This window comes from Collinsella sp. AF02-46-1 (genome assembly GCF_003465825.1).
Taxonomy (GTDB): domain Bacteria; phylum Actinomycetota; class Coriobacteriia; order Coriobacteriales; family Coriobacteriaceae; genus Collinsella.
The window spans coordinates 15,892-35,051 of sequence record NZ_QSBV01000014.1; the positions used below are offsets into that span (position 1 = coordinate 15,892).

General features: G+C 61.7%; 11 protein-coding genes. 2 read left to right on the forward strand and 9 right to left on the reverse strand.

Annotation, left to right across the window (positions count from 1 at the left end; genetic code table 11):
* Window positions 1-57: 57 nt before the first annotated feature.
* The 5 genes from DWV20_RS06945 to DWV20_RS06965 form a co-directional block, all read right to left on the reverse strand.
* A complete protein-coding gene (locus DWV20_RS06945) occupies window positions 58-2,241 on the reverse strand; it encodes a DUF6020 family protein (RefSeq protein WP_233539793.1) in 2,184 nt (727 codons plus the stop codon).
* 74 nt (window positions 2,242-2,315) lie between these two features.
* Window positions 2,316-3,137 (reverse strand): prolipoprotein diacylglyceryl transferase, encoded by an 822-nt coding sequence (lgt, locus tag DWV20_RS06950; RefSeq protein ID WP_118256668.1) that lies wholly within the window; start codon window positions 3,135-3,137, stop codon window positions 2,316-2,318.
* Between the two features lie 109 nt (window positions 3,138-3,246).
* Window positions 3,247-3,525 carry a NifU family protein gene (locus DWV20_RS06955; RefSeq protein ID WP_035137589.1) on the reverse strand — a complete coding sequence of 93 codons (279 nt, stop codon included), beginning with the start codon at window positions 3,523-3,525 and terminating at the stop codon, window positions 3,247-3,249.
* A 170-nt stretch (window positions 3,526-3,695) separates the two neighbouring features.
* Window positions 3,696-4,220, reverse strand: coding sequence for a dCMP deaminase family protein (locus DWV20_RS06960; RefSeq protein WP_117790158.1), 525 nt, complete (start codon window positions 4,218-4,220; stop codon window positions 3,696-3,698).
* Between the two features lie 82 nt (window positions 4,221-4,302).
* Window positions 4,303-5,154, reverse strand: coding sequence for a type III pantothenate kinase (locus DWV20_RS06965; protein WP_118256669.1), 852 nt, complete (start codon window positions 5,152-5,154; stop codon window positions 4,303-4,305).
* Window positions 5,155-5,347: 193 nt separating this feature from the next.
* Between DWV20_RS06965 and DWV20_RS06970 the strand changes: the two genes are divergently transcribed.
* Window positions 5,348-7,051, forward strand: coding sequence for an OPT/YSL family transporter (locus DWV20_RS06970; protein WP_118256670.1), 1,704 nt, complete (start codon window positions 5,348-5,350; stop codon window positions 7,049-7,051).
* Between the two features lie 223 nt (window positions 7,052-7,274).
* Here the strand turns inward: DWV20_RS06970 and DWV20_RS06975 are convergent, their stop codons facing one another.
* On the reverse strand, window positions 7,275-10,724 hold the full coding sequence (locus DWV20_RS06975; RefSeq protein ID WP_118256671.1) for a CAP domain-containing protein: 3,450 nt from the start codon (window positions 10,722-10,724) through the stop codon (window positions 7,275-7,277).
* A gap of 288 nt (window positions 10,725-11,012) precedes the next feature.
* Here DWV20_RS06975 and DWV20_RS06980 point away from each other — a divergent pair, with 288 nt between their 5' ends.
* Window positions 11,013-12,152, forward strand: coding sequence for a DUF389 domain-containing protein (locus DWV20_RS06980; RefSeq protein ID WP_118256672.1), 1,140 nt, complete (start codon window positions 11,013-11,015; stop codon window positions 12,150-12,152).
* A 125-nt stretch (window positions 12,153-12,277) separates the two neighbouring features.
* Here the strand turns inward: DWV20_RS06980 and DWV20_RS06985 are convergent, their stop codons facing one another.
* The 3 genes from DWV20_RS06985 to DWV20_RS06995 form a co-directional block, all read right to left on the reverse strand.
* Entirely contained in the window at window positions 12,278-12,727 is a 450-nt protein-coding gene (locus DWV20_RS06985) for a hypothetical protein (protein WP_147346313.1), read from the reverse strand.
* Between the two features lie 270 nt (window positions 12,728-12,997).
* Window positions 12,998-13,957: a 3-hydroxyacyl-CoA dehydrogenase gene (locus tag DWV20_RS06990; protein WP_117790163.1), complete on the reverse strand. Its 960-nt coding sequence runs from the start codon at window positions 13,955-13,957 to the stop codon at window positions 12,998-13,000.
* Window positions 13,958-14,373: 416 nt separating this feature from the next.
* The gene (locus DWV20_RS06995; RefSeq protein ID WP_118237067.1) at window positions 14,374-19,155 is read right to left on the reverse strand and encodes a 2-hydroxyacyl-CoA dehydratase; all 4,782 of its coding nucleotides are present in this window, start codon (window positions 19,153-19,155) and stop codon (window positions 14,374-14,376) included.
* Window positions 19,156-19,160 lie beyond the last annotated feature (5 nt).

Here is a 19,160-nt window from a genome sequence, read left to right on the forward strand (position 1 = left end):
AGGCGTCGTGATGATGCCATCCTTTGGTGCAAAGCAACCTGTCCCCTTTGCACCAAATTAGGACCAGAGAAGGTCGCTGCGAGTGATGGTGGCACCGATGGCAAAGGGCATGCAGGCGATAACCGGATACAGGTAGCGCATATAGGTCGAACCGTTGCAGGGACCGATCAGACACACGGCGAGCACGCCCAGCAGCGGCACCCAAATGGCCAGCCCGCGCCACGAATGGCGGCGCAACAGGTAGACCACCACGGCGATCATAATCCACACATAGGTGGCCGAGCTCATGGTGAGCGAGATAAACGGAATGCGCTGCACCGCCACGCGATACAGGTTGATCAGGTGGTCGCACCAGCGCACAACCTTGCTATCGACCGGATGGAAGTCAAAGTACTTGAGGTTATCGGGCTTCGCCATAATCTCGGCACTGCGCGCCGTGCTGTAGACCCACGCATCGCGGGCACTCGGATAAAAGTAGCCGTAGTAGTTATTGATGAGCGCCGAGATGTAGCACTCGGGATCCTTTTTGAACATCTGCGCCCAGACCTCAAAATAGGCCTTGATGTCCTCCTGCGAGGCGTACTCGTTAAAGCAATTTTTGACGGCGTCCGACTTATCCGGGTTGTAGCGGCGGCCCAGATTGTCGTACTTGAGCACACGGTCGATCACGGCACGCTCATCGTCGGTCACCAAGCCGTCGCAAGGAGCCTCCACGATAGTACCGTCCTCCTTAACCGTAGGGTTGACACCCGAGTTGAGGCCGTCGTGCTTTTGGACGAAACGAGCCGTCTGCTGGAACGGAATCGAGAGGATTTCGCGCTTGGAACCAGGCGTGATATCGTGCGCCGGCATAAAGACCTTGGCGAAGTACATATTAGAGGCAAGGCAGAGAGCAAGCACCGCAAGAACTCCCACCCAGCGGAAACGCGGGATGGCGCCCGAAGGCGCAGCACCAGCCTGCTTGACTGCGCGACGAGCCGCATGCGCGTCCCATGCGCAAAACGCCGCCGCGATTACGCATGCCGCCAGGGGAAACACCAGGCCGCCGTTGCGCAGAAACGTGGAACCCATGGCGCCCAGAGCGAGCAGCAGCCAGTCGTGGCGCGCAAAGAGCACGGGCCTCTGTTCGCCCGCACGCTCGGCATTGGCATCGCGACGGGGCAGGCCGCAGGCCACGAGCTTCACGGTCTGCACCAACAGCACCAAAAACGCGTCGGCAAACAGCACATCTTTGGTAAGCAGGGCCGCGTAGTTGGAGAACATGGGCATAAACACAAAGAACAGCAAAATCACGCCGCGGACCGGCAGGCTCACGCCCAGTTTGCGCAGCGACGAGATGGAATAGGCCATGCAGGCGGCCGTAATGACGAACTGAGCGCAGGTGTAGATGGCAAGACCTGCGTTGGCGCTGTTGAACAGTGAAAGCCCCAGCTGGACGCACGAACCGATGATAGCCGTGTGCGCCACGGGGTGATGTCCGTTGAGCAACACATTGGGATTGAGCAGACGCAGGTAGTCACTCGTGCCGTTGGGGTAGTTGAACCACTGGCGAATCTGCGCACCCGTATCTCCCATAAAAAGGCCGGGCAGCGAAGCGATAAGCGTGGGCGCCCAGGCAATCACAAGCACCAGGAAGGGCCCGGCAAAGGGATGGACCGAGAGCACGGCGTGAGCCACACGCCATACGCGGCCAAAGTGCGCTTCGGAAAACGGAATGCGCCGAGAGCTCAGCCAATCTAGACACTCAAAAGCCAGGTAGAAGGCAACGACCGCCAAGAGCATCCAGCCCGCACCGCCTATCCAGGCGCAGATGATGCGGGCCTTGTCGCCGAGCACAATCTCGGCAGAATCGGTGAGGTCGTAGCTGCGGCCAAACACCATGCAGACGGCAAAGAACAGCGACGGAAGGATCACCGAAGGACGCCAAGCATCGCCGCGGCCAAAGAATACGTAGCGAAACGGCAGCGTGAGCAGGCAGGCAAGCGCAAGCAGCATGACCGCGTCGGTATGGCCGGCAAACGAGAGGAGCACCTCGTAGCACACGTACAGCATGCCCGAGGCTTTGGGGTCAATCGCCAAGACTGCGTTGCTCGACACCGGGGCGGGATCGATGGAAAACGCCGTGGTCGCCAACAGCGCGAGCAGAAATGCGATGAGCGTCTGCTTGGCGGGGTAGCGCTTAAACCAGACGATGCGGGCAGCGTCGCGCGCAGCCGTTGTGGAGAGGTCGGAATCCTTCACAGTCCGAAAGCCTTTCTAGAAACCTATCAAACTCGGCAAAACCACCACAAAGGTGCCTGTCCCCTTTGTGGTGGTTAGGCGTCGAGGTAGATGCGCTGGGGGCGATTGCGGTGTCGGGCGAAGATGATGAGCACCAGGCCGGCAATCACGAGCGGCAAACTCAGCAGCTGGCCCATGGTGATAACGCCTCCCAGCAGATAGCCCAGCTGGGCATCGGGCACGCGCACAAACTCAATCAAAAAGCGAACGATGCCGTAGCCCATCACAAAGACGCCCATAAACGTACCCTGGGGCAGCAGCGGTTTTTTGCGACTGAGCACCTGCAGGATGCAGAAGAGCACAATGCCCTCAAGAAACGCCTCGTAGAGCTGGGAGGGATGGCGCGGCATATTGCCCGCGGTGCCGCCAAAGACCACACCCCAGGGCAGATCGGTCGGCTTACCCCACAGCTCACCGTTTACGAAGTTGGCGCAGCGTCCCAGGCACAGCGCCAGCGGAGCGCCGATAACGGCAAGGTCGGCGATGGTCCAGGCGTCGAGCTTATACATGCGACACACGATGATGCCGCCCAAGATGCCGCCGACCAGGCCACCGTGGAAGCTCATGCCGCCCTCGTTGGTGGCAAAGATCTCGAGCGGGTGGGTCCAATAGTAGCCATCGCCGTAAAAGACGACGTAAAACAGGCGCGCGCCGATGATGAGGCCAAAGACCGCGCCGACCACGACGCTCGTCAGGTCATCAATCGTAATGTCGAAGCCCCAACGACGCTGTGTGCGGTACATAACGACCGCCGTGAGCAGGGCGCCGACCACGTAGGCCAGGCCGTACCAGTAGATAATGATGGGGCCCGCCGAGATAGCGACGGGATCAAGCATATGGTAGAGGTCGTTGAGCATATCGATCCCCCTGCTCCCTACATACAAATGCGGCCGCGGGCCTTACGCTCGCAGCCGCATATTTGGACGTAACGTCTATGCGGAGCGTACCGTCCGCAGCTTTCGCATCTTAGAACGGCGCGTACTCGTCGTACAGGTCCTCGGCCTCGCCGGAAGCATTGACCTGCTCAACGCGGGTAACGCCGGGCACATGCTCCTTCAGGATGCGCTCGATACCCATGGAAAGGGTTAGCGAGCTCATGGGGCAGCCGGCGCAGGCGCCCTGCAGCTCCAGCTTGACAACACCCTCGTCGTCGACGCCCACATACTCCATATCGCCGCCATCGGCCTGCAGGTTGGGGCGAATCTCTTCAAGAACCTTCTTAAGCAGCTCTTCGTTAACAGCCACAGGGGCTCCTTTCTCACAATAACGCGGGCACGCCCGCGGACAGGGGCTATGTTACTACAGCCATGTACCCGCTTAGGCGCCAGCCATGCGTGCGGACACGACTTTCACGAGCAGTCAATTTGGGACGGGTCTCTTTTGGCTGTTTTGCCGCCAGCTGGCGTTGGCACGCGCTACTGCTGAGTCTGCTCCCCGGTACCAATCTGGACATCGACGATGACCTGGCGGTAGCTGATGCCGCAGGAGTCGAGAATGCGGCGGCTGATACGGCCGTCATCGGTGTCGGCATACTTATTGTCCAGGTAGACGACCTCGCCCACGCCCACCTGCGCCAGGATCTTGGCGCAGTCGTGGCACGGGAACAGCGTGACGTAGACCGTGGAACCCTCGAGGTCCTTGAGCGAGCCACGGTAGTTGAGCACGGCGTTGGCCTCGGCATGGACCACGTAGTTGTGCTTGTCCTGCAGCGGGTCATCGCTCGTTCCCCACGGGAAAAAGTCATCGTTGAGCGCCGAGGGCGTGCCGTTGTAACCCACCGAAAGGATGCGGTGGTTGGTGCTGGCGATGCACGCGCCCACCTGCGTGTTGGGATCCTTACTGCGGCGCTGCGCGGCGATGGCCACGCTCATAAAGAACTCGTCCCAGCTAATAACGTCGCGGCGCTTGCCCGACGCGGTTTGATGAAGATCGTCCGACATGGCAGACACCTCCGGAATCGCAATAGTTTGGCCCATTGTAGCAGGTGAAAGGTAGGGGCGCTTATCCCACCAGCCCCTCGCCCTACGCGCGGCGGGGCTTTTGGTTGATGCGGTAGAGCTCGGCGAGACCCCGCAACGTCAGCGCGTCGTCTACCGTCAGGCTATGGCCGACCAGCGCCGCAAGTGCCTCGGCATCGTCGCCGGTAATGACGATGGGCACATCGCCCTCCCCCGCGGCCTTGGTCGCGCGCATCTCGGCAAGCACCATGTCGAGCATGCCGTCGATGCGGGCTACCTCGCCCAAAACCACACCCGAGCGCATGGCCTCACGCGTGTTGCGTCCGATGACGTGCGTTGGCGCCGAGGGCTCAACCTGGGGTAGGCGCGCTGCCGCCGCCGAGAGCGAACGGGCGCCGAGTGCCAGCCCCGGCGCGATAACGCCGCCGACAAAGGTACCGTGCGCGTCGATGACCTCGATATTGGTCGTCGTGCCCAGGTCAATCACGATGCACGGCGAGCCGTAGACGGCGCGGGCTGCCACGGCATCGGCGATGCGGTCGGGGCCGATCTCGGCCGGATCGTCGTAGTGCACGGGTATGCCGGTCTTAAGTCCCGGCCCCACGGTGAGCACGCGCCCCGTGCAGGTGCGGGAAAGTGCCGCCTTCCACGGGCGCTCGAGCGCCGGGACCACGCAGCTCAGCACAGCAGCCGCGGGCACAAGCGCACCCGGCATGCCCGCATCGGCCGCCAGTGCGGCCATGACCTGCACGAGACGCATGCGCGCCTCGTCTGCTGTGATGCTCGACGGCGTGGTGATCTCGCACGTCGCAAGCGAACATTCCTGCGCCGCGGCCGAATCCTCTGCAAACAGGCCAAAGCGAATGAACGTGTTGCCCACGTCGACCGTCAATATATATGCGCACCCATTAAGCATCGTCGGCGCTCCTTTCGTCTGCCCAGCAGTATATCGCCTACCTAAACCAGTCATCCCAAAATGACTAACTTGCGGCTATACTGGTGCGCGGTCGCGCGCGAGCTCACGCGGCGGCCCTTGGTAACCCGACTTCCCGCGCCGTATCCGTATCGGCGCTCCCGGGGGAAGCGGATATACGCAAAGGAGTTTTAATATGAGCAATCCCTCGAACCGCGCTTCGATGCGCGGGCAACTCACGCTGCGCGGCGTCGTCATCGGCGTCCTCGGCTGCGTGATCATCACGGCAAGCTCGGCCTACACCGCCCTCAAGATGGGTGCACTCCCCTGGCCGATCGTCTTCGCTGCCGTCATCTCGCTGTTCTTCCTTAAGCTCATGGGCAACGCCAGCCTCAACGAGGCAAACGTCACCCACACCATCATGTCCGCAGGCGCCATGGTCGCCGGCGGTCTGGCATTTACCATTCCGGGCGCCTGGATGCTGGGCTATGCCGACCAGATCAGCTGGCTCGACATGTTTATCGTGGCACTCGCCGGCACTATCCTGGGTCTGCTGGCCACGGCGCTCATCCACCGTCACTTTATCGTGGACGCCGCGCTGGAGTTCCCCACCGGCAACGCCGCAGCTCAGACCCTGCGCGCCACCGAGGCAGGCGGCAAGACCGGCAAGCAGCTCTTTGGCTCCATGGCCATCGCCGGCATCTACAGCGTGCTGCGCGACGCTCTGGGCATTGTGCCCAGCATGTTGTGCACGCTCAACATCCCCGGCGTGACCTTTGCCATCTACAACTCGCCCATGTTGCTCTCCGTCGGCTTCCTCGTGGGCTTCGCCCCGGTCGCATTCTGGTTTGCCGGCGCGCTACTGGGCAATTTTGGCATCATTGTCGGCGGCACCGCTACCGGTCTGTTTGACGTTATGACCGCACAAGGCATTGTTAAGTCCCTGGGTATGGGCCTTATGATGGGCTTTGGCGTCGCCGTCGTCCTCAAGGACATCCTGCCGCAGGTCGCCGGTATCGTCCGCGGCCTCGCCGCCGACAGCTCCACCGACACCGACGAGCAGTCGCTCATCTCGGGCTCCCTTAAGCTCGACGCCGGTATCATCGGCCTGGGCGCTGCCGCCATCGCCGTGATCATCGCCATCGTGCTCGACCTTGGCCCCGTTCCGGCCGTCATCGTCACGCTGTTCACCTTTGTCACCACCATCATGAGCGCGCAGAGCTGCGGCCAGACGGGCATCGACCCCATGGAGATCTTCGGCCTCATCGTCATGCTCATCGTTGCCGCCTTCGCGCAGCTCGCTCAGGTCAAGCTGTTCTTTATCGCCGGCATCGTGGCCGTAGCGTGCGGCCTTGCGGGCGACGTCATGAACGACTTTAAGGCCGGCGCCGTGCTGGGCACCAACCCGCGCGCACAGTGGGTCGGCCAGGCCATCGGCGGCATCGTGGGCGCCCTGGTCGCTGCCGCCGTCATGGTCGCGCTCGTCACCGCCTATGGTCCGGACGCCTTTGGTCCCGACAAGAGTTTCGTTGCCGCACAGGCAAGCGTCGTCGCCACCATGGTCTCGGGCATCCCGAGTGTGCCGTGGTTCGCAGGCGGCTTTATCGCCGGTATCGTCATGTACTGGCTCGGCATTCCAGCCATGATGATCGGCCTGGGCGTGTACCTGCCGTTCTATATGTCGCTCACGGCCTTCTTGGGCTCCTGTGTCAAGCTCGCTTACGACAAGTGGTCCGCCCACCGCGACGCCACCGCTGGTCTTTCGGACGAGGAGAAGGCTGCCAAGGACGCCGCCTTCCAGGAACAGGGCCTGGTCGTCGCCAGCGGCCTGCTGGGCGGCGAGTCCATCGTCGGCGTTATCCTGGCGTTTGTCTCCGTCGGTCTGAGCCTGCTGGGATAAGCTGAGCAGCTGTTCGCTCGTACTTTAGCGACAGCCCGGTCGCAATCATATTGCCTACGGCTTGCCCGGTCGGTAGCTTTCGCGGCTGCCGACCGGGCTTTTTGATATCGATACAGAGAAAGGCCGACGCGCTGCGTATCACAGCACGCCGGCCTTATCGGTTGAGTCATCGAGTCAGTCTCGCAATAAACCGCAGCTCGTTGCGAAACCAGTACTCAAAATACTACATCTGCTTGCGGCGACGATCGCCCAGCGTTACGCCCGCAGCTACGAGCGTAATGCCGCCGATGACGAAAACCTCGCCCGCAAGCGCGGAGTTGTCGCCCGTCTGGGCGAGCGCACCATCCGCAGCCTGCTTCTTGGCAGCGGGGGCCTTTGCGGCGGCCTGCGCAACTTGGGGCTTAGCCTGCGGCTCGGCCTTGGGATGATACTTGTCGTACTCGGCCTGTGCGGCTGCCAGGGCTCCCTTGGCATCGTTAAGCTCTGCAAGCGCGGCGGCATAGGCGTCGTTGGCATCGGACAGCTTGGCATCGGCGTCGGCCTCGGCCTGCTTCAGACCCTTCTCGGCGTCGACGGCGGCCTTATAGCGAGCATAGGCAGCATCGAGCTTGGGTAGCTGATTTTGCGCCGTCCAGCCCGCGTTGAATACCGTTACGCCAGCGGCAAGGGAAGCCTCGTGGTCGACGTGCTCAAGATCGGCCTGAAGGGCCTGATCAGCCTCAAGCTCGGTCTGGGCATCGGCGATGGCCTGCTTGGCGTCCACGACTGCCTGGTTAGCGGCCTTGAGCTGATCCTGAGCAGCGTTCACGCTGGCGACAGCAGCTTTACGGGCTGCCTCGGCGTCATCAAGCGCCCTCTGAGCATCGGCGTAACGCTGGAATGAGGCATTCGCGGCATCGAGGGCCGTCTGGGCAGACGTGACCTCCTGCTGTGCGGCGGCAAGCGCCTGCTCCTTGTTGGTGACAGCTTGCTGCGCGTTCGAGAGGGCCGTTGCCGCGGCTGTCGCTACGGCTTTGGCGTCGTCAACGCCAGCCTGGGCAGTGACGTCGGCCGCCTTTGCCTTGCCATACGCCTCGTTAGCCTGATTGGACTCTGTCCTAGCGGCATCGCACTTGGCGGTAAGGTCCTTGACCGAAGCGGTAGCGTCGCCATACGCCTTGTTGGCCTTATCGGACTTTGCCTTGGCGGCATCGTAATCGCCCTGGGCCTTCGCCTTGCGGGCGGAAGCCTTGGAGGCGTTCGTCTGGCAATCGGTGACCGTCGCGTTGGCCTTGTCGAGAGCAGTCTGAGCAGCGGTGGCTTCGCTCTTGGCGGCATCAAGGTTCGCCTTCGGCGTCGTGATGTCGATACGCTTCAAATTTGCACCGGCCGTGTCATAGGCGGTCTTGGCCGCAGCGGTAGCAGACTTTGCCTTCTCGTACTCGCCCTTGGCGGTGTTCACGTTCGTGTCGGCCGCGGTATAGGCGTCGCGCGCGGAATCCTTTTTGTTGACGGCAGCGTAGTAGGCATTGCTGGTCGAACCGTAATTCTTCTGTGCCTCTGCCAGCTTATTCTGCAGCTGCTTCAGCTGCTCCTTCTGCTCCTGCGTGCCGCCTGCATTGTAGGCGGAATCGATGTAGTCGTTGACGAGCTTCTTGAACTCGGAGACAGTGAAATCAGCCTCACTGCCATAAGCGCTGTAATCGAAGATGGTTACCTCGGAATCGGTGTTCTTACCGCTACCGGTTGCAATACCGATGGCTTCCGTAGCGGAAGCGACGATGTTGAGATAGTGCCCGCACTCCTGGTAGATGCTGTTGTAGTTCTGGTAGATATACCAGGCATCATATCGATGGTTTTCAAGGTCACCATTCTTCTCGGCGTACTTATCGAATGCCCTCTTCTCCTGGGTGTAGAGACCGGTATATGGCCAGCCAAGCGTGTCCTCGGTCTCGCCGCCGGTATATGCGCCACCACCGCCAGCAAGATTCTCTCCATTGTCCGAGTAGCAGCCCGAGTGTCCCCAGATGTTCGATGAATATGACGTATTAAGGGCTGCTGCCACAGTCATGCGGAGGCTGACGCTGAGCGCCGACTGACCGTTCGCCTTGCGGAGGTTGTTCTGGGTGTCGAGGTAGGTCAGGGCGTTGCGCATCTGCTTCAAGGAAAGCGGGTTGGTGTCGCGAGACATGTCCTGATCGACGTACTGGTCATACCATTTGGCCTTGCTCTTGGCACCGGTCAGCATCGATACGGCGTCCTGGGCGTTCTTTTTCTGCGTGGCCGTGAACTGGCTGCCGCCGATGATGTAGTTCATGAAGCCGAACATACCCTGGTTGATGACATTCTGGTCTACGGTCATGTTCGACTTGAGGTCGGCAATCTGCTGGTTAAGCTTGTCGACTTCAGCGCTCGCAGTATCATAGGCGCTCTTTGCCGATGTGACTTCGTCGCAAATTGCGTCATATTCAGCTCGCTTCTGCTGGCTGACCTCGATGAGACGGTCGTATTCCGCCTTCTTGTCGGCCTCGGTCTGCTGGGCCTGCTCGTATGCCGTCTTCGCGGCGTTATAGGTCTCGGTCGCCCCGCTGAGCTTCCCGTTCGCTTCGTCGTATGCGGCCTGCGCGGTCGTGACGGCGGCGTTCGCAGCGGTGACGCGCTCCTGTGCGGCCTGGAGGTTCGCCTGGGCGGTGGCGTCGGCATCCGACGCGGCCTTGAGCTCCGCCTGCGCGGTCTTGAGCTCACCGGCAGCAGCTTTCTTGGCGGCCTCAAGCGCACTCAGGTCGACACCCGTACCCGAGACGGCAGCATCGAGCGCTTTCTGGGCGTCGTTCAGCTTATCCTGGGCGTTGTCGCGCGCGGTGGTCGCAGCGGCGAGGGTAGCGGCAGTCTCCTTCTTCTTGTCCTGGGCAGTCGTCACAGCCGCCTCAGCGTCAGTCTTGGCCTGCTCAGCCTTAGCAGCGGCAGTCTTAGCGGCCTCGAGCTCGCCCTCAGCCGTCTTCACGCCGGCATTGGCCGCATCAAGCTTTGCCTGCGCGTCCTCGACGTCCTTCTTGGCGGCCTCGTACTTGCCCATACCCATGGCCTCGAGCTTGGCCTGGGCATCATCGAGGGCCTTCTTGGCCTCATCCTGCTTTGCCTTGGCGTCCTTGAGCGCCTGGGTCTTACCCTCGACACTCTTGTTGGCCTGATCGAGCTGATCGTTCAGGTCGCCCAGCTTCTTCTGCTGCTGCTCGGCCTTGTCGACGGCCGCCTTAAGCTCGTCGGTCTTCTCCTGAAGCGCAGCGACTTCTGCCGCATTCTGCTCGGCGCCGTTATCGGTCACGGCCTGCGAAGCCTGGTCTTTTTGCTGCTGAGCCTGCTTCTGCGCCTGGCCCGCAGCGTCGGCCTTCTTCTGAGCCGCATCGTAGGCCGCCTTGGCAGCTTCGAACTGCTTTGCCGATTCCTCGGCCAGCTGCGCCGCTGTCTTCGCGACTGCCTGGTTGCCGGCAACGACGGTGCTCTCGATGGGGCTTTCGCCCTTTGCGGCATCGGTGCTGTCACCGGCCGGCGCGGCAATTGCCGCCAGCGGCGACATGAGCGGCTGGGCGATAAGGCCTGCCGTCAAAACGGTTGCGACGGCGCGGTTGGCGACACCCCTTACGTTGACGGTCTTAGCTGGAGACGAAAGATGCTTTGGACTGTACTTTGCCATGTTGTGCTCCCTTCGACACAACGCTATCTGCGTTACCGCGAGTCTAGGGCCGCATTTCCCGGTCTTTGTTGCGCAACAATGCGGCAACGCGGGCAAGTCGGTTGTTCAACAGCGTTCGACACAGTTCCGTCACATATGCAGTTGAGATTGATTCATTTTGCGAGGCGTTGCTAAATGCAGGCAAAGCCGTCTGGACGCCCCATCCCGCGTCCCGGAATCCGTTCCACTTGCCACGGTGTAGAGTAATAGCAGCAAGCGCAACGCGGCCCGTGTTAGAACGAGGTGGACATGGAGCTCGACAAACAACAGATCAAGCGACTGCGCGAGCGCCATCATCGGCGCCACGGCATCCGCCCTGCCCATAGCGAGGCGGCTGAGCAGGCAAGTCGCTTTTTGAAGCAGGCATTCAACATTCGCGAGGGTCGTGCGCCCTACCACGTGATCCGCAAGCGCTTTGTAAACGGAGCACGCCTGACTGGCTCGCACTTATGCATCCTGATCATCGCCATGCTCATCGCGAGCATCGGCCTCGATATCGACTCGGACATTGCCATCGTCGGCGCCATGCTCATCTGCCCGCTCATGGGCTCGGTCCTTGCCATGGCATATGGCATCGCCACGCTCGACCGCGAGATTACCGTCGAAGCCATTGCCGGCCTCGCGCTGCAGATGGCTTTCTGCCTGATCACGTCCACGTTGTACTTTAAGCTCTCGCCGCTCGGCACCACCACGGCCGCCATCATCGATAACTCGACGCCCACCATCTGGGACCTTGCCGTCGCGCTCGCGGGCGGCTTTGCGGGCGGACTGGGCAACTCTCGCGACCAGGAACCCGCCACGCTCATTGCCGGCGTAGCCGTGGCAACCGCGCTCATGCCGCCCTTGTGCGCGGCGGGTTACGGCATCGCCATCGCGAGCGGGTCGCTGTTCCTCTCGGCGCTCTACGAGTTTGGCATCAACGTCGTCTTTATCGCGCTGGCGGCCGAAGCCGTATTGCTTCTTTTACGTGTACCGCTCAAGCGTGACCTCAACGGCGACGGCATTGTGACCGCCGAGGAAAACGCCGAGGTCGATGAGCTGTCACACAAGGTGCGCCGCCGCATCATCGTGGGTACGGTGATCTTTGCCATCCCCTGCATCGTTATGACCGCGGGCTCCATTGGCTCGGCGCAGGCCGGCGTGCAGGACGGCTACGGCGTCACCGAAACTACGCGCGAGCTTGCCGCCGTGCTGCCAGGCTTTAAGGATTACACCGTCGCCGTCGAGACCTCGGCTACCGAAGGCGAGGAGGAGGGCATTGTCGAGCGCGAGATTGTCGCCCATGTGACGACAAGCGAGGCGCTTGGGGCACACGACCGTCACGTCGCCCGCAAGCTCATCGACCTCAATGTGCCCGAACTCGATCGTGTGGAGTTTGATGTGCAGTGATGCGGACGCGGGATGAGCGCTCGCACGGACGCGAGCTACGACGAGGCGCAGACGCGATACGGACACGAGCAAATTGCGGGGTGCAGTTCACACCCGCGCCCCGCTCGACTTTTTATTGCCGTGAATCAGCTGTCCGCATCAACATCGCCAGACTCCACTGTAAACGCCGGACCGGTACTCACCAGATAAAAACGGGTCACCTTGGTATCTCTAAATAGGTAGAGCAAGCCCTGATCGCGTCGGCGCGAAATATACGCCACGTGGACCCTGCCATATATTTCGCCGCTTTCATTCTTTAATACCAGAATGTTGGGGTCGTCCATACGCTCGAACTGTCCATCAACGCAGCCGCCGCCCTTGCCGACCAACTGCCATCGATGGTTATCCTCTTCAAGAAAGGCCAGGGTTTCCAAGCCTGCTTTGTCATCCCGATAGTAACCGTCAATGGCAAAGCCTTCGGAAACGCATTCCTGCATATAGGATGTTTCTCGATTTACAACAAACTGCCCTGCAGCGCCCAGGAGCACAGCCAGGCAGACCACTGCAAGGGCTATCGAAATAGCACGGCGACCCATGTTAGCCCAACCGATAGTTATTTAACGGAGCGCGAAACATACCTGGCACCTCCGATATCAGAGCAAACGTCACCCGCAGCCCGGCGGCAGTCATATGTTTCCAACATCAAACCATATGGCAACCACTCGCGAGAGGAGTATCGGCGAACGGTGCATTTTTGCGTTCTATTGGGCAAACGTCAACGCGCGCTACAGCTCTTGCTCGACCTATTCAGATCTTGTCGCATACTACCGTAGATCCTCAACGCTTCCGCCCCCAAGAGATCATTTTTAGTACTTGAAGAAGCCCTCGCCCGAGCTTTCGCCCAGCTTACCTTCGTCGAGCATTTTCTTGAGGACGGATGCCATAGCCTTAAAGTTGTAGGGCATCATCATCTTCTTGAGCAGCGGGCTCACCAGGCCCGGGACCTTCTGATACTGCATGACGATGTTGTAGGCCGTCTGGATACCCACCGTGTCGAATACGCGGAACGGGCCCTTGGGGGCGCCGGTGCCCCGCGTCCATGCAAGGTCGATGCTCTTGGGGTCACTCACACCCGAAACATACAGGTCAAGGCCCGAAAGCAGCCACGGCACCAACATGGAATTGAGCAGGTAGCCGTTCTTTTCCTTGTTGACGGGCAGGGCAAGCATACGGATATCGTTGGCAAAGTCGACGAGCTCGTCGAAGTAGCGCTTGTCGGTTTGGTCCTGTGCCATGACCTCGGTCATGTTGTTCTTCCAGATGGAGTTGGCAAAGTGCAGCGACAGGTACTTCTCGGGACGGCCGGTGTACTTGGCAAAGGTGCTCGGCAGCAGCGTGGATGAGTTGGTCACGATGACGGTCTTTTGCGGCAGAACCGGGGCGAGCTTCTTGTAGAAGTCGATTTTTGCCTGAGTGTCCTCGGCCATAGACTCGATGACCAGGTCGGCGTCGGCCACGGCCTTGGCAAGATCGAGCTCCAGCTTGAGTGTGGAGTAGGCACGCTCGACGGCGGCGAGCGCCGCTTCCTTGTCGAAGGGCTGGGTGCCATCGGCGATACCGGCGCACCACTCGCCCGTGCCGTCCGCCATGCCCTCGATTGCCGCGATGTACTCCTTGCGCACGTGATCGATCTTGGGCTGGGTGCGGCCGATGCTGCCCTCGCTGCGCAGCCAAATCGTTACATCAAAGCCGCAGTAGGCAGCCTGAAAGGCAATCTGGCTTCCCAACACGCCGCCGCCGGCAACACAAACGGTCTTGTAGCTCATGGAACGGTCCTCTCTTACGTAATTCCATAGATGTGTATTTATTCAACCGTAAGGATGGCACGCGCAGGGGTTGGGTTCTATAAACGGGCGGTATTTCGCGGCAAACGGCTACATATGTTCATTATCTCAGGGCTTCAAGGGCAATTTATGGTGCCACCGAGACGTCATTTTCGAAAGTATGCGGCAAACTCCGGAACTCTTGAGCACATCCTGGTTTTTCACCAATAAAACCGCAGGTACAGAGCTTGGACATATCCGGTGTGCTCGGCCTATTCAGATTTTGCCGCATACTTCCGAAATCTAAGTTCGCAAAGGGTGATAGTTGGGGCGTTTACGCAACATATGTCCAGCAAAAACGGGTGGTAGCCGGCACGGCTGCCACCCGTTTGTCTCATATCTAGCCCATAGCGGGCAAGCTACTTCTTAATGCCGCGTCCCAGACGCTTGGCGACCGATGTGACGGCCTCCTCGCTGGCCGGCCCGCAGCTCACGCAGCCGTCATGGGCACGCATCTGACCGGTGACCTCGTCCATCGCGAGCGGCGCCACCTTCTCGAGCTTAAAGCCCTTGCCGGCGCGCATGTTTTCCTTTGCCACGCTGATCATAAGCTTAATACGGTTGAGCTGGTTGACCTCGGACGCACCGGGGTCGTAGTCCACCGCGACAATGTTGCTCTCGGGATGCTGGCGGCGCAGCTCCTTGATCACGGCCTTGCCCACCACGTGGTTGGGCAGGCACGCGAAGGGCTGCGTGCAGATGATGTTGGGCGCACCATGGTCGATCAGGTCGAGCATCTCGGCCGTGAGCAACCAGCCCTCGCCCATGTTGTTGCACACCGAAAGTACCGTACGGGCCTTTTCGGCCATGGTGCCGATGCGCTCGGGCGCCTCGAAGCGGCGGGACTTCTCGAGCATCTCCTCCACCGGCGTGCGCATCCAGTCCACAAGCTTGATGAGCGCTTGCATGCCCGCGCGTGTAGTAGCAGAGCTTCCCAGCTCGTCTTTCTGCAGCTCGGCGTTGCTCATGGAGTAGAGGAAGAAGTCGAGCAGGCCCGGCACCACGGCCTCGCAGCCCTCGCGCTCAATGACATCGACCACGTGGTTGTTAGCCGTGGGATGGAACTTGACCAAGATCTCACCGACCACGCCCACGCGCGGCTTGGTGCCCTCGCCCACGAGCGGCATGGTGTCGAACGCGCGGATGGCCTCGCGGCACAGCTTGGTGTAGTTGTGGCGGTTAAACTTGGGCGCCAGCTTGCGGGCACGCGCCATGTACTCCTCGTAGAGCGCGTTGGCGGCACCGGGCGTGGCCTCGTACGGGCGGCAGCGGTAGAGCATCTGCATCATCACGTCACCAAAGAGCACCGCGTAGACTGCCTGCTTAAGCAGCGCCGGCGTCAGCTTAAAGCCGGGGTTGTCCTCGCCCAGCGCCACGGCCGAAAGCGAGATGACAGGAATCTCGGGGTGGCCGCTCTCGCGCAGGGCCTTGCGGATGAGCGCGATGTAGTTGGTGGCACGGCAGCCGCCGCCGGTCTGGCTGATGACCACGGCGGTCTTGGACAGGTCGTACCGACCGCTCTCGATGGCCTCCATAATCTGGCCCGTCACCAGAATCGACGGGTAGCAAATGTCATTGTTCACATAGCGCAGGCCAGCCTCGACGGCATCGTGGTCGGTCGAGGGCAGCAGCTCAAGGTTGTAGCCGGCACCGCGGAACACCTCTTTGACCAGGTCAAAGTGGATCGGCGCCATCTGCGGGCACAGGATGGTATAGCCCTCGTCGCGCATCTGCTCGGTAAAGGGCACCTTGGGCCATGCGGTCGAGGCGCTCTCACGCTGTGCCTCGAACGTGTACTTGCGGCTCGCGAACGCGGGGGCATCCGTGGAGGGCGCCACCGGCGCAGCGTCGCCCTGCTCAAAGACCTTGCCCGCGGCCGTGGCCTCGGCCAAGCGCTCGGCCTCCTGGTCCTTGAGTGCCGCCATGAGCGAGCGGATGCGAATGCGCGCGGCGCCCAGGTTGGACACCTCGTCGATCTTGAGCACGGTGTAGATCTTGCCACTGGCCTCCAGGATCTCCTGCACCTGATCGGTGGTCAGGGCATCGAGGCCGCAGCCGAAGGAATTGAGCTGGATCAGGTCCAGGTCGTTGCGCATGGTCACAAAGCGGGCGACGGCGTACAGGCGGCTGTGGTACATCCACTGGTCGACGACGCGGATCGGGCGCTCGGGCTTCACCAGATGCGCAAGCGAATCCTCGGTAAAGACCGCAAAGCCAAAGCTCGAGATAAGCTCGGGCAGGGCGTGGTTGATCTCGGGGTCGTTATGGTAGGGACGACCGGCGAGCACGATGCCGTGACCGCCGTGGTCCTCGACCCACTTAAGAGCCTCCTCGCCCATGGTCTGGATGTCCTCGTGGAAACGCGCATCGGCCTCAAAGGCGGCGTTGACAGCGGCATCGACCTCGGAGCGCGTGATCTTGGGCCCACGCACGCGACCGCGTCCGGCCTCAGCGTCGGCCACACGGTCGACGGCGAGCACCTGGTACAGACGGCGCTTGAGCTCGGTCTTGTCATGATAGGGCACAAACGGGTACAGGAACTCGATGTTCTGCTCGCGGATGTCGTCGATGTTGAGTGCCAACGCCGTGGGGTAGCTCATGACGATGGGGCAGTTGTAACAGTTGCCGGCGGTCGGGTCCTCTTTGCGCTCCCAGCGCACGCACGGCATCCAGATAAAGTCGACGTCGCGGTCGATAAGGTTCATCACGTGGCCGTGGCTCATCTTGGCTGGATAGCACACGCTCTCGGACGGCATGGACTCGATACCCGCCTGATAGGTCTTTTTGCTCGACTGGTCGGACAGCTGCACGCTAAAGCCCAGGCGCGTAAAGAACGCATGCCAGAAGGGGTAGTTCTCGTACATGTTGAGCGCGCGCGGAATGCCGACGGTGCCGCGCGGGGCCTCGTCGGGGCTCAGCACCTCGCGGTTAAAGAGCAGCTCGTTTTTCTTTTTGAAGAGGTTGGGGGCCTCGGTCTTTTGCTTTTTGTGGCCGGCACCCTTCTCGCAGCGGTTGCCGGTAATGAAGCGCCTGCCGCCGCCAAAGTCGTTGACGGTAAGCTGGCAGTTGTTGGAGCAACGGCCGCAGCGGACATGCTTTTGCGTCACGGTGAGGTGCGCGATATCCTCAGCCGAAAGGATGGTCGAGGTGCCGTCGACGCCGGCGCGATCGCGGGCGAGCAAGGCCGCACCATAGGCGCCCATGCAGCCGGCGATGTCGGGACGCACGGCGTGCACGCCGGTGAGCTGCTCAAACGCGCGCAGCGTGGCATCGGACATAAAGGTGCCACCCTGGACGATCACCTGACTGCCGATCTCCTGGGGGTCGCGCAGCTTAATGACCTTGAACAGGGCATTCTTGATGACGGAATAGGACAGGCCGGCCGCGATGTCGCCCACCGTGGCACCTTCTTTTTGCGCCTGCTTGACGCGCGAGTTCATAAAGACCGTGCAGCGGCTGCCCAGGTCGACGGGGGCCTTGGCATGGATGGCGGCGTCGGCGAACGCGCGCACGTCCATGTTCATAGAGACGGCGAAACTCTCGATAAAGCTGCCGCAGCCCGACGAGCAGGCCTCATTGAGCATGATGTGCTCGATGACGCCGTCCTTGACGCGCAGGCACTTCATGTCCTGGCCGCCAATGTCCAGAATGAACTCGACGCCGGGCAGGAACGCCTTGGCGCCGCGCAGGTGCGCGACGGTCTCGATCTCGCCGGAATCGGCCTTGAGAGCCTCGATGAGCAGCGCCTCGCCGTAGCCCGTGGTGGTCACGTGGCCGATGGTGCAGCCCGCGGGGATGTGGTTGTAGAAATCGGCCATGATGACCTTGGCCGTGCCCAGGATGTCGCCGTTGTTGTTGCCGTACCAGGTGTGCAGCAGCTGACCGTCCTCGCCCACGAGTGCGGCCTTCATGGTGGTGGAACCGGCGTCGATGCCGATGAACACGCGTCCGGTGTAGCCGTCGAGCTTGCCCTTGGGGACGACCTCGGTGTCGTGGCGACCCTTGAACTCGGCAAAGTCCTCGTCGGTGGCAAAGAGCGGATCCAGGCGCTCGACCTCAGCACCCTGCGTGTCGCCCAAGCTGTCGATGGCCTCGATAAGCTGTGGGAACGTGCTGAGCTTGTTGGACTCGTGCGCCATGGCGGCGCCGCTCGCTACAAACAGGTGGGCGTTTTGGGGCACGATACGGTGCTCCTCGTCCAGGTTGAGCGTGAGGTAGAAGCGGTGGCGCAGCTCGGAGAGATACTGCAGCGGGCCGCCCAGGAAGGCGACGTTGCCGCGGATGGGGCGGCCGCACGCCAGGCCCGAGATGGTCTGGGTCACGACGGCCTGGAAGATGGAGGCAGCCACGTCCTCGGGACGGGCGCCCTCGTTGAGCAGCGGCTGGACGTCGGTCTTGGCAAAGACGCCGCAGCGGCTGGCGATGGGATAGATGGTAGTGGCGTTGGCCGCGAGCTCGTTGAGGCCGCTCGCGTCGGTGTGCAGCAGGGTTGCCATCTGGTCGATGAAGGCGCCCGTACCGCCGGCGCAGGTGCCGTTCATGCGCTGCTCGATGCCGTTGTCGAAGTAGATGATCTTGGCGTCCTCGCCGCCCAGCTCGATGGCGACATCGGTGGCCGGGATAAGGGTCTCGACGGCGCGTTTGCTGGCGATGACCTCCTGGACAAACTCCAGGTCGAGCCACTGGGACAGCAGCAGGCCGCCCGAGCCGGTAATGGCGCAGGTCATCTGGGCCGTCGGCAGCACGGTCGCGGCACCCTCGAACAGGTCGCGGGCGCAGGCACGGACGTCGGTGTGATGGCGCTGGTACTTGGCGTAGACGATCTGGTTGTCGTCGTTGAGCACGGCGAGCTTAACGGTAGTGGAACCCACGTCGATGCCCAGGTGCAGGTTGCCACGAGCGTTCTCGGGGTTGAAGATCGCGCCTTCGGGGGCGTGGGCGGCGGCTACGGGCTCAGCGGCGGCAGCGGGCTCGCCAGTGACGGACGCCTCCCCTGCCGCGTTCTTGGCATCGGCAACTGCCTCGGCAACTTTCTCGGCTGCCGCGGTCGCGGCCTTCTGCGCGGCGTCCACCACGGCGGGCGCGGCCTCGCGTGCGGCAGCGACCATGCGGTCCTTAATGCCCTCGACGAGTTTGCTCATTGTCT

Bases quoted from the DNA above. Each gene is read 5' to 3' on its own strand.
- DWV20_RS06960 (WP_117790158.1), bottom strand. From the start codon at position 4,220: ATGTCGGACGATCTTCATCAAACCGCGTCGGGCAAGCGCCGCGACGTT.
- DWV20_RS06975 (WP_118256671.1), bottom strand. From the start codon at position 10,724: ATGGCAAAGTACAGTCCAAAGCATCTTTCGTCTCCAGCTAAGACCGTC.
- DWV20_RS06965 (WP_118256669.1), bottom strand. From the start codon at position 5,154: ATGCTTAATGGGTGCGCATATATATTGACGGTCGACGTGGGCAACACG.
- DWV20_RS06985 (WP_147346313.1), bottom strand. From the start codon at position 12,727: ATGGGTCGCCGTGCTATTTCGATAGCCCTTGCAGTGGTCTGCCTGGCT.
- DWV20_RS06995 (WP_118237067.1), bottom strand. From the start codon at position 19,155: ATGAGCAAACTCGTCGAGGGCATTAAGGACCGCATGGTCGCTGCCGCA.
- DWV20_RS06990 (WP_117790163.1), bottom strand. From the start codon at position 13,957: ATGAGCTACAAGACCGTTTGTGTTGCCGGCGGCGGCGTGTTGGGAAGC.
- lgt (WP_118256668.1), bottom strand. From the start codon at position 3,137: ATGCTCAACGACCTCTACCATATGCTTGATCCCGTCGCTATCTCGGCG.
- DWV20_RS06980 (WP_118256672.1), top strand. From the start codon at position 11,013: ATGGAGCTCGACAAACAACAGATCAAGCGACTGCGCGAGCGCCATCAT.
- DWV20_RS06970 (WP_118256670.1), top strand. From the start codon at position 5,348: ATGAGCAATCCCTCGAACCGCGCTTCGATGCGCGGGCAACTCACGCTG.